At 38.5% G+C, this 14,847-nt stretch carries 6 protein-coding genes; all 6 read left to right on the top strand.

Annotation, left to right across the window (positions count from 1 at the left end; genetic code table 11):
* The first annotated feature begins 102 nt into the window (after window positions 1-102).
* The 6 genes from DWW23_RS13425 (at window position 103) to DWW23_RS13400 (ending at window position 14,820) form a co-directional block, all read left to right on the top strand.
* Window positions 103-2,934 carry a hypothetical protein gene (locus tag DWW23_RS13425; protein WP_122353797.1) on the top strand — a complete coding sequence of 944 codons (2,832 nt, stop codon included), beginning with the start codon at window positions 103-105 and terminating at the stop codon, window positions 2,932-2,934.
* A gap of 40 nt (window positions 2,935-2,974) precedes the next feature.
* Window positions 2,975-4,186 carry a hypothetical protein gene (locus DWW23_RS13420; RefSeq protein ID WP_122353796.1) on the top strand — a complete coding sequence of 404 codons (1,212 nt, stop codon included), beginning with the start codon at window positions 2,975-2,977 and terminating at the stop codon, window positions 4,184-4,186.
* A gap of 644 nt (window positions 4,187-4,830) precedes the next feature.
* Window positions 4,831-8,019 (top strand): TonB-dependent receptor, encoded by a 3,189-nt coding sequence (locus tag DWW23_RS13415; RefSeq protein ID WP_122353795.1) that lies wholly within the window; start codon window positions 4,831-4,833, stop codon window positions 8,017-8,019.
* 19 nt (window positions 8,020-8,038) lie between these two features.
* A complete protein-coding gene (locus DWW23_RS13410) occupies window positions 8,039-9,862 on the top strand; it encodes a RagB/SusD family nutrient uptake outer membrane protein (protein WP_122353794.1) in 1,824 nt (607 codons plus the stop codon).
* A gap of 30 nt (window positions 9,863-9,892) precedes the next feature.
* A complete protein-coding gene (locus tag DWW23_RS13405) occupies window positions 9,893-12,985 on the top strand; it encodes a SusC/RagA family TonB-linked outer membrane protein (protein ID WP_122353793.1) in 3,093 nt (1,030 codons plus the stop codon).
* An 11-nt stretch (window positions 12,986-12,996) separates the two neighbouring features.
* On the top strand, window positions 12,997-14,820 hold the full coding sequence (locus tag DWW23_RS13400) for a RagB/SusD family nutrient uptake outer membrane protein (RefSeq protein WP_122353792.1): 1,824 nt from the start codon (window positions 12,997-12,999) through the stop codon (window positions 14,818-14,820).
* The last annotated feature ends 27 nt before the right edge of the window (window positions 14,821-14,847 follow it).

Genomic DNA, 14,847 nt, shown 5'->3' with positions numbered 1-14,847 from the left:
TGTGTCAATATTGTAGGCATAAATGTCAGAATTGTGAATTGATACAAATAAAGGAATTCTACTTTTGTTGCATAATATTTGAATTACTTAAATTTAGAGATTATGGGAAACACAATAGTAAAATGGACTTTATCTGTGTTTGTAGGAATAGCTTTGGTAACCGGTAATGTAAAAGCACAGACAATTATTCTGACAAGTGATCAACAATTGAATGATTTAACAGATCCTGATAAAAAGATAGATAATTCATTAGGATATGATTCTCGGGTGGAAAGTCTTCGTGATGTTTGTAAACGTGGAAAAAGTTATGGTTCAAAAGAACTGATAGTCGCATTTGATGAATTTTTCCGCCAATATCGTACTGATAAAAATACGGAACGCAATCTGACTCCTGATATGGATGAATATGTTGATAAGATAAGAATTATCAGTGATTTTGTTTCTAAGCAGGATATGGGACTGTGTCTGAGTTTACTTAGTCCGCTTGAATTAGGTTTGGCTTATAAGAATCAGACAGGGAATAGTGGGCGCTGGCTTGCTTATAAAGTCGGGTTACGGAATCCTAGGACAGGGCAATTCAGTCTGCAGATGTGGCAACAATTGTTTTGGACAAATAATAAAGGACAGACTCCGGTTAAACTTAAAGGTGTAAAGGCTTATGCTTTTAAAGAAAAGGTTGTATCAACCTCTATGCGGTCAGTAAACCCGGAAGATATTGTTTTATTGAAAAATGTAAAATATGAGGTGATTGATTCTATCGGAGTTACGGAGCAAGGAACGATTCCGATGAAGCGCCTGCGTATCTATGGTGATGGTACACAATGTGTAGGTTCTGACCGGGTCATGGTTATGTTGGAATATGAAACTCAGGAAATGGACTATTTTGATCCGGATGCTCCGGGTTTTCTAAATAATTTATTGAAAAAGTACCATGATAAAAAAGTAAATTTGACTTCTCTCTATTCTGATGAAATGCATATTCAACAGGATTGGTTTTATTTTGGTCATCACGAAGAAGGGCAGTTTGCAGAACGTTATTTGACTGAGAATATGGCACGTCGCTATGCGGAGAAATATAATCAGAAGTTTGACGATCGTTACATGCTTTATTTTGCTTATGGAGCTCCGATATTTCGTCCAACGACTGATGCTGTTGTTAATATTCAATATGTTTTGGGAGAAACACCGGAGGCAATACATCGTACGTTCTTGCTGCGTGATCGATATTACCGGATGCTGAATGATGATGTTGTTGATTTATTCAGAAATGCAAAAGAGTATGGTGAAAAGCTATTTGGCCATGAATTGAGTACTTCAGCGCATGCTTCGTGGGCTCAAAGTCCGACTATTGATTACTGGAATTGTGAGAAACTTTATAGCAATCGTTATAAATATGAATATACCTCCAATTTTGTTTGGGGCAATACAGTGCATCAGGCATCTGCTGCTTGCTACGATTATTTTAAATGGAGTGAATATTTGCAACCGACCGGTAATGATTTTGCAGAAGGTGGATGGAGTGACCGTAATTATTATGGGGCGGCAATGGCTGCGTCTATTGGTGTGATCAATAAATATCCGAATGCTTATGCTGCAGCCTGGGGTATGCCGGATAAGGCTTTGGAGCGTAAAATGGCAGTGAATTATGCCTATGGAGCCAGTCCGAGTGAGCCGATACGCCTGATGACGGGGAATGTGCACCGTGATACTGAGGTATTGATTCTTTATCCGATGAATTTAGTTGCCGTAGAACCACGTTTTGGCAGTTGGATGACACAATATGGATATGCTAATTATCTGACAGCCGATAAGCTGCTTGAAATGGGTTCCGTACAATCGGACGGACATATTCAGGTTGCAGAAAAGAAGTATGGAACATTGGTCGTTATGTTTGAACCATTGCCGGAAAGGGGATTGCTGGATATGATGGAGTCTTTTATTAAAGCAGGAGGAAAAGTCGTTTGGTTCAGTACTCCACCTCTGGTTGACAAGAGTGGGGTAAATTGTATCGATCAATGGCAAAAACTATTTGGAGCTCAATATTATCATGATTGTTATATGGGAGAAATAGCATCCGGAAAAATAATTGATTTTTCAGAAAGTTTGTCTAATGTTCCGGAGCAGGCGATTCTGACAGATTTTATTGTCGACCGTATTTACCCTGTAACACCGGCTTCCAATGCGGAGATTGTAGCTCATTCTGATAAGAAAGTGATTGGGACAATGGTAAAATATCCGAATGGAGGGATTGCTTGTTATTGTGGTTTCCGTCCGAGGGATGATCAATCGGCAAGTTTGGGTTATGAAACCCGCACATTGTTTGAAATACTGAATGCTTGCGGAGCTTATCCTTCTACCGGGAAATTCGCGGTGAATGATAATCCGTCATATCTTTCAAGGACAGGTGATTATTTAGTCTCTTCTTTTCCGAATTCAACGACGATGGTGGTAGCACATTACCGTACACATGCTGAAAGTTGGTTTGGCGGATTTTCAAGAAATCAGGAAGACGATGTAAAAGTATTACTCGAAAATCCTCTTCCATCAGATCGGATAAACCTAAAACAAGCGAAAATAAATGGGCATGAGGTGTCATTTGACGGACGTTTATCGTTAGGGTTTCGTTTGGACGGTCAGCAGTTGATCGCATTCTCCGGACAGCAATGTAGTGAAATTACTATTGATGGAACCTATTATAAATTTGCTGATAGCCCGGTGGATCTTACATTCTCGCCTGTAGATGATAATATGTCCTCTTACCAAATATATGTGGCTGGTGAAGGTAAAGTAAGTATACCTCTTCCTGAACAGGTGAAAAAAGCAGATGTTCGCTTTAATGGTAAAAAGATCAATTGCTCGGTGATCGGTCGTTATCTTACTATGGCGATTTCACCTGCTTATTCCGGAAAAAAATTAGATGTCGTTTTGAAATAATCGTGTTTTATATTGAAGATAAATAAAAAAATATGTTGTTATGAAGTACTATTGGATATTAGGGATAATGTCTTTGTTGTTACTCGTTCCAGCACAGGGACAGGCGCAGGATAAACTTAATTTGTCTGCACAAATGCCGATAATAGCTTGGTATGGTATTAGAGCAAATGAAGCGACAGTTGAACGTTTTAAGGAGTTGAAAGAGGCTGGGTTTACCATAAACTTTAGTGAGTATTCGACTATGGAAGAGGTGGAAACAGCACTTGATGCAGCAAATAAAGTTGGCATTCAATTGATAATTGCTTGTCCTGAATTGCGTAAAGAACCAGAGAAAACTGTTCGGAGGTTTATGAAACATCCGGCTGTTGCTGGGTATTTTTTAAGGGATGAACCTGTTGTAGCTGATTTTGCTGCATTAGCAGCCTGGGCTAAAAGGATACAAGCTGTAGACAACAGTAAATTTTGTTACCTGAATTTATTTCCAACAGGAGGAGAGGAACATTTAAAATTTTTAGGTGTTCAGAATTACCGGGAGTATGTTTCCCGTTTTAATAAAGAAGTTCCTTTACCTTTTCTATCTTTCGACCATTATCCGGTTCTTGGTGATAATGTCTTAAAAGCGGAATGGTATGAAAATCTGGAAGAGTTTTCCGATGAGGCTGCGAAAGTCGGTAAAGATTTCTGGGCGTTTGCTCTTGCGACCAAGCATGGACCGTATCCTATTCCGACACAAGCTTCTTTACGGCTACAATTATATAGTGACCTGGTTTATGGAGCTCAGGGATTGCAATATTTTACTTATTGGACGCCGGCTGGTGACTCTTTCTATGATTATCAACATGGACCGATTGGTCTGGATGGTAAACGGACGGAAATTTATGATTTAGTAAAAGAGATGAATGCAGAGATCAAATCAATTGCCGGAATTTTCTTAGGTGCAAAAATTTTATCTGTTAGACATACAGGAAGTGTGATACCAAGAGGAACGAAACGATTGACTAATCTTCCGGAAAAAGTGAAGGTGCTGGATACACATGGATATGGAGCTATTGTTTCGTTGATTGAAAATGGCGATAAAAAATATCTTACTATTGTAAACAGAAGCCTGAAAGATACGATGGAACTTACTTTTTATGCAGATCCGTCCGTAAAACGTGTATTAAAAGATGGTAGTCTTGTTCAGGCTGACACATATACAGCAACCCTGATGATATCTCCGGGAGATATATCGATTTATTTGTTAGAAAAATAGAAAACAGAAAATATATTTATCAAAATTGAAACTTGAAAAATCATTTTTTTAATATTTAATAAAAAAAGAATTTGTTCCTTTGATATTATTAAGATCTATATCACGTATAAATAAATGAGACAGATGGACAGAGACCTAAAAAAGCAGGTTATAACCTGTATGATTGACAAATCTTTTTGTCAATCATATTATTCTATAATGAAATCTTGTGTCTGGTTAGTGTTATTAAAAGATTCCATTTTGGTTATCCAGTGTAAATCATCCCTGGTAGTAAGTAGGGAAACTGGATAAATAACTATTCTTTCCCGTCCTGGGAATTTTCATTCAACTTCTTGTATTTAAAAAAATCATTCATACGAAGCCAATAATCTGTTTTTGATTCGTGGCAGGATCTTTTTTGTCGTAACTGAAGTACTGCCTAAATAATAAATACTTGCAATTAGTGAATAGAAGTTGTGAATTTTTTGTCATAAAACAAAATGTATATGATTGAAAAAATTAACAAAATATACTAAACTGTCTCGGAAGTGAGTTTTCTCTGTTTTGTTGGGATAGGAGAAACTTATGAATCTCTCAAATACATATATAATGATGTATATGCTTTGTTATCAAACTGCTTATAATTAACAATAAGCTAATCTTTTATGAAAAATGTCAGATTAACAAAATTAGGAGGTAAATCCGCCTTACTGATTACCTCATTGTTGTTAACCCCGCTCTATGGTCATTCCGAAAAATCTTATGTTATACCGGAAGGTCAGGAAAAGACAGGAGTTCTTCAGCAAACATTCCAATTAACAGGATTTGTCTTAGATAAAGACGGTTTCCCGCTTATTGGTGTAAACATCATGGAAAATGCTACCAATGGTGCAATTACCGATGCGGATGGTAGATTTTCCATTAAAGTAACTTCACAGTCCGTATTGCGTGTTTCCTATATTGGATATGTAACGCAAACGATAAAAGTTGGGAATCAGAAAGAACTGTCCATTACATTACTGGAAGATACAGAAACACTAGAAGAGGTGGTAGTAGTTGGATATGGTTCTCAAAAGAAAGTGTCTGTAACCGGAGCTGTAGCTGCGATACAGACAAAAGAGTTAAAACAAAGTTCTGCTGCAAATTTGTCGACAGCCCTGGCCGGACGTTTACCGGGTTTGACTGCTTTACAGACATCCGGACAACCCGGAGGTGATGATGTTACATTCTATTTGCGTGGTGCAAGTACGACAAATGGAGCAACTCCTCTGATTTTAATAGACGGCGTGCCACGCGACAATATTTCTACACTGGATCCGAATGAGATTGCTTCCGTATCCATTTTAAAAGATGCTTCTGCTACTGCTGTATTCGGTGTTCGTGGGGCTAATGGAGTTATCATGATTACTACACGCCGTGGCGAAGTTGGAAAAACAGAATTAAGTATTTCTGCAGATTATAGTTTGCAGCAATTTACCGCACAAGCGGATCGTATTCACTCCTGGGAGTTTGCCGAGTTACGTAATCAGGCATTTCGTAATGATGGGTATTCTGAAGCTGATTTACCTTATACGGACTATATGATTGATATGTATAGGAGTGGCAAAGATCCCGTATTTTATCCGGATAGAGATGTTTATAGTGAATTTTTTAAGAAATGGTCTCCTCAAACTCGTGTTAATGTAAATATGAGTGGAGGTACTGAAAAATTAAGCTATTTTATGAATGCGGCTTATTTGGGACAAGGAGGACAGTTCCGTACTGAATCAGAGAAAGATTTAGGATATGATCCAAGTTATAAGTCGGATCGTTATAATTTTCGTGCAAACTTAGATTATAAGGTTGCCTCCAATTTGAAACTCTCTCTGAATCTGGCATCTTATTTGGAAAAAGTAAATACTCCGCAAACAAAAACTCTTTTTGGAGGTAGCGTTCCCGCTATGATTGAAAATATGAGGGCTTATATCTGGGGAACACCTCCAACAGATCCGGGGCCATTGACCGCAGATGGCTATACATTGATAGATGGAACATCTGTTCCGGCTGGTGAGGTCATAAATCAGTCCGGTCAGGATCGTAATACTTACGGGGAAATAAATCGTAGAGGATATCAGCAGGAAACAAATACCAATTTAAATTCCTCTTTAATAGTAGATTGGGGACTGGATTTTATAACGAAAGGACTGAGTACCAAATTTATGATCTCTTTTGATTCAAAAGCCGTGACAACCTTGCAGGGAGTTCGTTCGTATGATGCTTATGGTGTATCGGTCGCTAGAACAGCAGAGGAACAATCTTATTATACAAAAGTAAGAACAAATGAAAATAATGCTATTTCTCTTTCGAAGTCTATGTCGACCAACTATTATATGAATATGCAATATTCGTTGAATTATGTCCGGAAATTTGGGGTACATGATGTAACGGGGATGGCTTTGGTTCAGCGTGATAATTGGCAGGAATATGCAGCGGATCTGCCTTATAATATGTTAGGAGTTTCAGCGCGTGCTACTTATGGATATGATTCTCGTTATTTGGCAGAAGTAAATATTGGGTATAATGGTTCCGAGCAATTTGCCAAGGGACATCGTTTTGGCTTTTTCCCGGCTTTCTCTGCAGGCTGGGTAGTAAGTAATGAAAGTTTCCTGAAAGATAATAAGGTTGTTTCTAACTTGAAGTTACGGGCATCTTATGGTAAAGTCGGTAATGATAAATTGGGTAGTACACGTTTCCTGTATATAAGTAACATTACGAGTGGTGGTGGAGTGATACCTTCTTTAGGACGTGGACAAGCCATATCACAAGGGAAATTAGGAAATACCAATTTGAGCTGGGAAATTGCTTATAAACAAAATTATGGTATTGATATTCAGTTGTTTAATGAGCTTTCTTTTACGTTTGACTATTTTAAAGAAAAACGTGAAGGTGTATTGATTTCCCGTGGTACGGTTCCGGAAATTCAGGGAGTAGCTCTTGGCAATTTACCAAAAGTCAATATGGGACGTATTGATAATCATGGATATGAATTAGAAGCAACTTACAATAAGCGATTAAATGATGATTGGTCATTTACGGTAAAGGGAAATTTTGCGTATAATAAGAATACCCAACGTTTTATGGATGAAGCACAGAAGACTGCTGATTATGCATATCGCTACAGGAGTACAGGATACAGTATCGGACAGTGTTTCGGATATAAAATAGACTATAGTAACGGTAATGGATATATCAATACACAGGAAGAGCTGGACAAAGCTTTGGCTACTTATCAGGTAGGAGGAACTCCTCGTATGGGGGATTTTCTTTATATCGATATAAATGAAGACGGTGTAATTGATGAAAAGGATCAGGCCCCGATCAAGTATAGTGATATACCTCGTATTACATATGGTTTTTCAGGTTCTGTAAATTGGAAAAATTTTGATTTTTCATTCTTATTTTCCGGTATGGCCAAGGCATCCCGTGTATATACTGGTTGGGGAGCTACAGAATTTGGTTTGGTTGGTTTCTATAGTGATTATCATTTGCAGGCCTGGACTCCTGAACGTTATGCAAATGGTGAAGAAATTAAATACCCGGCTTTGGCGTCCTCTCCCGGAACTAGCCAGAAGGCAAATGATTTCTTTATTATGGATCGCTCTTTCTTACGTTTGAAGAATATAGAACTAGGGTATACATTACCTAAAAAGCTTTTGAAGAAAGTCGGAATTAATAGTACACGAATTTATGTAAACGGGAATAACCTATTGACATGGAAAGCCATGAAAACAGATGCAATCGACCCGGAACAAAGTGCAGAGCTAAATTATCCGATTACTAAGATGATGAATTTTGGTATTAATGTGACATTTTAATCATTGAAAGGAGAGTTATATGAAACTAACATATTTCTTAATATCTTCAGTCGTTCTGCTGGGAACATTGAATTCTTGTTCTGATGTCCTGGATGTAGCTCCTGACGGAACGCTCACTATGGAGGAAGTATATGCAGACCCGGATAAAGTAGGGGCTTTATTGAATGCTTGTTATAACAATATTCCTCAAAAGGGGTATGCCTACTGGTTTTTCGATCCTTTATTGACGGCTTGTACTGATGAAGGGTGGTCTTCGGAAGAGGTGCAAGGTACAAGTATTCAGGCAATGTATAATGCGAATGAATCGGCTTCATCTCATCCGATAAGAGATATGCACGACGGACATGGTGCTGCCAATAGTGCTTATTGGACCAGATACTGGCAACAAATACGTCTGTGCAACCAGTTTTTGGAAAATATAGGAACGGCGGCTGTTAACAGTGAAACCGAACGTGCTCGTTTTACTGCCGAGGCACATGTTATGCGCGCATTTTTTTATTCCGAGTTGGTTAAATGGTTTGGGAAAGTTCCCATCGTGGATAAAACGGTGGCGTTTGATGCTGATTTTTCTACATTAAGACGCGAAACGGTATATGATGTGGTTAAATTTATTGTAGAAGATTGTGATGCCGGTCTCAATTCTGCAGAACTTCCCTGGCGTATCACAACAGAAGATGAAGCTATGCGGGCAACCAAAGCATTGGCTTGGGCTATTAAATCTAAAATGATGTTGTTTGCGGCCAGTCCTTTGTTTAATGAGGGAGAAGATCATTGGGAAGAAGCTTATCAGATGAATAAGCAAGCAGTGGAGGAATTGAAAGAGAATGGGTATGAATTATTTTCCACATGTACAAATCCTTCTACATTTGGAACATATGGTGCCGCGGCTTTCCATCAACTGGTTTGTCAGAATGCAGACTATTCAGCAGGACCACGTGATAAAGAAACGATTTGGCAACATCGCGCCGGTGGTGTTTTTGTGTGGCATGTCGGTTATATAGGAAGTAGTATGGATGGTACTTACAAATGTGGGACATGCCCTACTCAGGAGCTGGTCGATGCTTTTGAAACAGCAGATGGTCAACCGATACTCGATTTGTCTAAACCTTATTTGGACGACAAACATTTGCAACCGAACTATAATCCTGCAAATAAACTGTATGATCCTAAAAATCCATATAAAAATCGGGATCCTCGTTTGACTGCAACTGTTTTATGTAATGGTGATTCTTTAATATGGAACAATGGAGAAGTTTTTACAGTAGAAACTTATGTTGATGGTCGACATGGGATTAGTCTGGATCCGTCGGACAGAGCTCACAGTCGTACAGGTTATTATCATCGGAAATTAGTTACTCCGCAGGCTTCCAATACGAATCCGATAAATAATTCAAACTGGAAGTTCTTCCGATTAGGAGAAATTATCCTGAATTATGCAGAAGCGGCAGCAGAATCGGGACATATAGCAGAGGCTAAAGCTGCTGTAGATGAGATAAGGGCCCGTGTGAATATGCCAGCTTTACCTGCAGGTTTATCAAAAGATGAAATGATTTTGCGTGTCCGCAATGAACGGCGTGTTGAATTAGCCTGGGAAGAGGTACGATATTTTGATTTGCGTCGTTGGCAGAAGCCGGATGGAAATTTGAATGCTACATGCCGCTGGTTGACAGGAATGAGAATTACAAAAAATAATGATGGCTCATTTAATTACCAACGGTATAACATCTCGTCAAATCCACGTGGTGGATATCAGAATAGAGATTTATTATTGCCATTACCGTTGGACGAGGTGTCCCGTTTAGAGTCAACAACAGGAGTTTCCTGGCAAAATCAGGGATGGTAATATGCTGTATAACTTGAAAAGAATCTAATTATGAGCTACATAAAAAATAAAATATCCATATTGGCAGTTTGTGCTTGCTTGAGTTCTCCGGGAATATTAAGTTGGGCACAGAATGCAGATCCTTCTATTCAATTGAAAGGGTTTGTCATTGATGAGTTTGGAAAGCCGGTTTCCGGAGCTCTTTTAAAGTCGGAAAATGGGAAATGCGAGTATCTGACAAGAGTTGATGGTACGTATGAAATTGATATAAAGGATGGTAGTCGATATATTACGGTTTCATATATCGGTTATGATGATAAAAAGGTTTCAGTTGTAAATCTGGAAGATCAGGAATCTATTCAGTTGTCATATGATGCTGAGAAAATGGATGAGATGATCGATTTAGGATATATGTCGTTACCCCGGAAGGCGGTAACCGGAGCTGTTTCTAGAGCTTTGGGGTCCGATTTGGATAAATCTCCTGAATCGAACTTAACAAAAACTTTTGCAGGTCGGTTTACCGGACTGACGACCATAGAAACAAATTCTGAATTATCCCGAGGAGCGTTGAGTTCTTCATCGACTGGGGTAACACAACTGATCCGGGGACTTTCGACTATCAACGGACGGGAACCTTTAGTGATTGTGGATGGTATCATTTGTCCTAATACGAATTATACGTATATTACTCCTAAAGAAATAGAATCAATAACTATACTGAAGGATGCTGCGACAACTGCTATTTATGGTATTCAGGGTGCAAATGGTGTAATTTCGATTAAGACCAAGCAGGGACACATCGGAAAAACAAAAGTAGAGGTGAATTTCGACCAGTCATTTCAGCAAATGACGAAAGAACCTCTGTTTATTAATTCTTCTGATTACACAACAATGAGAAATCAGGCTGGATATAATGATGGTTTGGGGGCTTATTCTCAGTTCTCTAAAACAGAGATCGAACAATTTCAGGCTGGAGGCAATGAATTATATCCGAATAATAATTGGTATAAAATGTTTATACGGCCTTTGACTTTAATGTCCAGAGTTGGTGTTAATGTAAAAGGAGGAACCGATAGGGTTCGTTATTTTTCAAATGTGAATTATATGCACCAGCAGTTGCCGTTTAAAACAGCTAATGAAAGTGATTCCAAATATGATCCGACTCCTAAAAATAACTGGTTTAATTTCCGGTCGAATATTGATGTGAAAATAAATGATTATTTAAGTGGCTTCATGCGGTTGTCCGGAAATATTAAAACAGAAAAGACTGCGGGTTATGGAAATGAGACTATTTATAATCATATATTTAATTTGCCGCCGACTATGTATGGTCCGTTGACCCCGGCTGGAGAAGGTCTTAGCAATGGCAATCAGGTCGTAACACATGATAATGAAAAAACTCCTGTATATGGGATGTTGAACCGTTCGGGTTATATTCAGGCTCTTGTCGCTAATATCAACGCACAGGCCGGGTTGACTTTGGACATGGGTTTCCTAACTAAAGGTCTCTCCGTAAGTGGGACAATGGCTTATCAAACGAATTCGGTGAATCAGACGACTACAACTCAGAATTTTGAACGTTATGTTCGTTCAAAGGATTTGTCAAAGTTGGATTTTTCATTATTGGGTTCAGATAGTAATACCCCTCTTTCTTACGGAAAAAGTTCCACTTTCTATTATAATTTGAATCTTTTTGCGAATGTGGATTATAAACGTACGTTCGGTGATCATAGTGTTAGTGCTATGGGATATGTTTTTTATTTGCAACAGGAGAAAGAAGTCTCTTCCGGATCCGGTATGTTACCGTATAAGCGTGAAAGTTTGGGACTTACTGCAACCTATGGTTACAAAGACCGTTATTTTGTAAAAGCAGATCTGGGATATTCGGGTTCTGAGCAGTTCCATCCGGATAACCGGTATATCGTGACTCCGGCTATTTCCGGTGCCTGGATCGTTTCTGATGAAGCTTTTATGGAGAACTTGAATTGGTTAAGTAATTTGAAATTAAGAGCTTCGTATGGTATTACGGCAAATGACCAACTGGGGGGAGAACGATTTTTATATCTGGATTATATCGATGTAAACGGAAATGAAGGGTTAAAAGGTAATCCGGATTTGATGGCAGAGAAGATGAAAAAGCAGAATTATGGTTTTGACCTGGGGATGTTCAATGAATTAACCGTTTCGTTTGATTGGTATAAATCTTTATGTGATAATATGCTGGTCAGTAGTGCTGGTCTGGTTCCTGAATATCAGGGAACTGTACTTTCCAACTATCCGAAGACAAATACGGGAAAAATGGAAAATCATGGCTTTGAAATAGAGGCGATGTATGATAAAAAGATAAACGAAGACTGGTCTTTTTACGTGGGTGGCGCTTTCAGTTATAATAAGAATAAGGTTATTAATATTAATGAATCTCCTTATTCAAATGAATATGCTTATCCGTATCGTACAGAAGGATTTAGTTATGGTCAACAGTGGGGATATCTGATTGATTATAGCAATGGCAATGGTATGTTTAATTTTCAGGAAGAATTAGAAAATAGCGGTTTAAAGTATGCATTTGGAACTCCTCGTGTCGGTGATTTTATTTATCAGGATTTAAACGGTGATAAAATAATAGATGAAAAGGATAAGGCTCCAATCTTGAATACTTCAATTCCGCAGCAGTACTATCGCTTCTCCGGAGGTTTTAAATATAAGGGTTTTGAGGTAAATCTATTATTTCAGGGTGTAGGTAAATTTTCCAGAACGATCAGTGGTGTAGGTGCATATGAATCTGAATATCAGGGTGTATTTACTGATCTTCATTTAAAAGCATGGACTCCTGAGCGTTGGAATAATGGAGAAGAGATTACTTACCCGGCTTTATCATTGAAAGCATCTACTAATCATCAGCCGAACAGTTTCTTTATTATGGATGCATCTTACTTGCGTTTAAAAAACGCAGAGATCGCTTATACATTGCCTTTGAATACATCAAAGAAAGTTTTTGCAGAAAAAATCCGTTTTTCTTTAAGCGGACAGAATTTGTTTACGATCGATAATATGCGCTCTAAACATATAGATCCGGAAGTGGCCAACATGGGTACTTTCCAACCGTATAGAGTGTATAATATTGGGGTGAGCTTAACATTTTAAATATAGATATTATGAAGAATCTGATTAATATATTGATAGTTGCTGCTTTCGCGTTGTGTTGTTCTTCCTGTGCGGACTTGGATATAGCTTCCGATGGTCGTGTGTCGTTGAATGATATTTTCAATCGGTACGAACGTACATCTGCTTATTACTCCAATTGCCTGGGATATATGCCTCAGGTTGGATTTACGTATGAAAATACCAATACACCCTTGGCTTCTTTTTGTGATGAAGCTCATGATGCGAATGACAATCAGGATGGTCCTGTATCCAAATGGTATAAAGGGTATATAACTTCTGAATATAATCCGTTAACAGCCAGTTATATGGATCCCTGGTCGCATTATTTTGAGGGTATTCGCCGTTGTAATACATTTTTACTTTGTATCGATGATCCGGAAATGGCCACTTATGCTTTTAATGAAGTGGAAAAGAACGGTTGGATTGCAGAGGTCCGTGTTGCACGTGCATTTTATTATTTACAACTGATAAAACGTTATGGGGGAGTTCCTTTAATTGAGACTCCTTACGAGACAAATCATGATTTCTCAACAGACAAACGTTCCTCTTTTGAAGAATGTGCGGATTTTATTATTGCAGAATGTGATAAAGCTTTGGCTACAGCAGAATCTGAGGGACAATCAGTTGGTTTCCGTTGGCAAATTAATGATAATGAAAGAGGGAAACTGACACGGGCTTTTGCTTGTGCTGTAAAATCTCAGACAGCTTTGTATGCAGCAAGTCCTTTGTGGAATGATAACGGTGCTGGTAAATATACCTGGGAAAAAGCAACAGAAATAACAAAAGAAACTTTAGATCTTTGTTTGAAACATGGTTTTGAGTTGTATAGCCAGACTCCGGATCCTACAATCGCCCAAAATGCATATGCATATTATTTTATTACCCGGTCGGACCCAAGCCGTTCGTGGGATAAGGAAACTATTTATGAAACGACTTCCTGGCGTACAAATGTTTGGAAATTTGCAGGTACTCCTATCACAAGTGGTATGGAGAAGGCTGGTGCCGGACCTTCGCAGGAATTGATAGATAGTTATGAGATGATTGATGGTACTCAACCTATTTTAGGTTATTCGGATGCTGAACATTTACAACCTATTCTGAATACGGCTTCCTCTTATGATCCGAAAAATCCGTATGCAAATCGTGATCCTCGTTTTTATGCATCGATCTATCATAACGAATCAATCCGTTATTTGGATCAACCGACTGGAGATGTTGTAGAAACATATGTGGGTGGAAATTGTGGTATATCTGATAATGTGACAGATATTCGTTATACCCGTACTGGATATTACATGCGTAAATTCAATAATTTCAAATCCGGAATTGGGCAGGATGCAGATGGGCTTATGCGTATTTTCCGTTTGGGGGAATTGTATTTGAATTTTGCAGAGGCGGCTTATCAGGCTGTAGGCCCGGATGTTCAGGTCGCTTCAAAAGTAGGGGCAGAAGCATTGTCTGCTAGAGATGCGGTTAATAAGATTAGAACTCGTGCCGGTATGCCGGTTTTATCTGCCGGTATGTCGAAAGAAGCTTTTGAAAAACGTTATAGAAATGAACGGCGTGTGGAATTGGCATTCGAGGAACATCGTTTCTTTGATGTTCGTCGTTGGAAAATTTTAAGTGAGACAGACAATTTTGTGACAGGAATGAAAATTGTAAAAGAAGATGATGGAACTTTCACTTATAATCGAATCAAACTTGCATCCCGCGGAACAAATACTGAAAAATATTTGCTTTACCCGATTAAACAAACAGAAGTAGCTAAGATGCTGAAACATACGGGTACTAACTGGCAGAATCCGGGATGGTAATTGAGAATATAATTAAAAAAAGCATAC

Origin of the sequence: Parabacteroides sp. AF14-59 (genome assembly GCF_003479515.1) — a bacterium.
In the GTDB taxonomy this organism is placed as follows: domain Bacteria; phylum Bacteroidota; class Bacteroidia; order Bacteroidales; family Tannerellaceae; genus Parabacteroides; species Parabacteroides faecis.
The sequence above is the reverse complement of the archived record's forward strand: the minus strand, read 5'-3'. Positions and strand labels throughout refer to the sequence as shown.

What these genes read in the sequence shown, in the direction of transcription:
- DWW23_RS13425 (WP_122353797.1), top strand. Translation starts at nt 103, where the DNA reads ATGGGAAACACAATAGTAAAATGGACTTTATCTGTGTTTGTAGGAATA.
- DWW23_RS13420 (WP_122353796.1), top strand. Translation starts at nt 2,975, where the DNA reads ATGAAGTACTATTGGATATTAGGGATAATGTCTTTGTTGTTACTCGTT.
- DWW23_RS13415 (WP_122353795.1), top strand. Translation starts at nt 4,831, where the DNA reads ATGAAAAATGTCAGATTAACAAAATTAGGAGGTAAATCCGCCTTACTG.
- DWW23_RS13410 (WP_122353794.1), top strand. Translation starts at nt 8,039, where the DNA reads ATGAAACTAACATATTTCTTAATATCTTCAGTCGTTCTGCTGGGAACA.
- DWW23_RS13405 (WP_122353793.1), top strand. Translation starts at nt 9,893, where the DNA reads ATGAGCTACATAAAAAATAAAATATCCATATTGGCAGTTTGTGCTTGC.
- DWW23_RS13400 (WP_122353792.1), top strand. Translation starts at nt 12,997, where the DNA reads ATGAAGAATCTGATTAATATATTGATAGTTGCTGCTTTCGCGTTGTGT.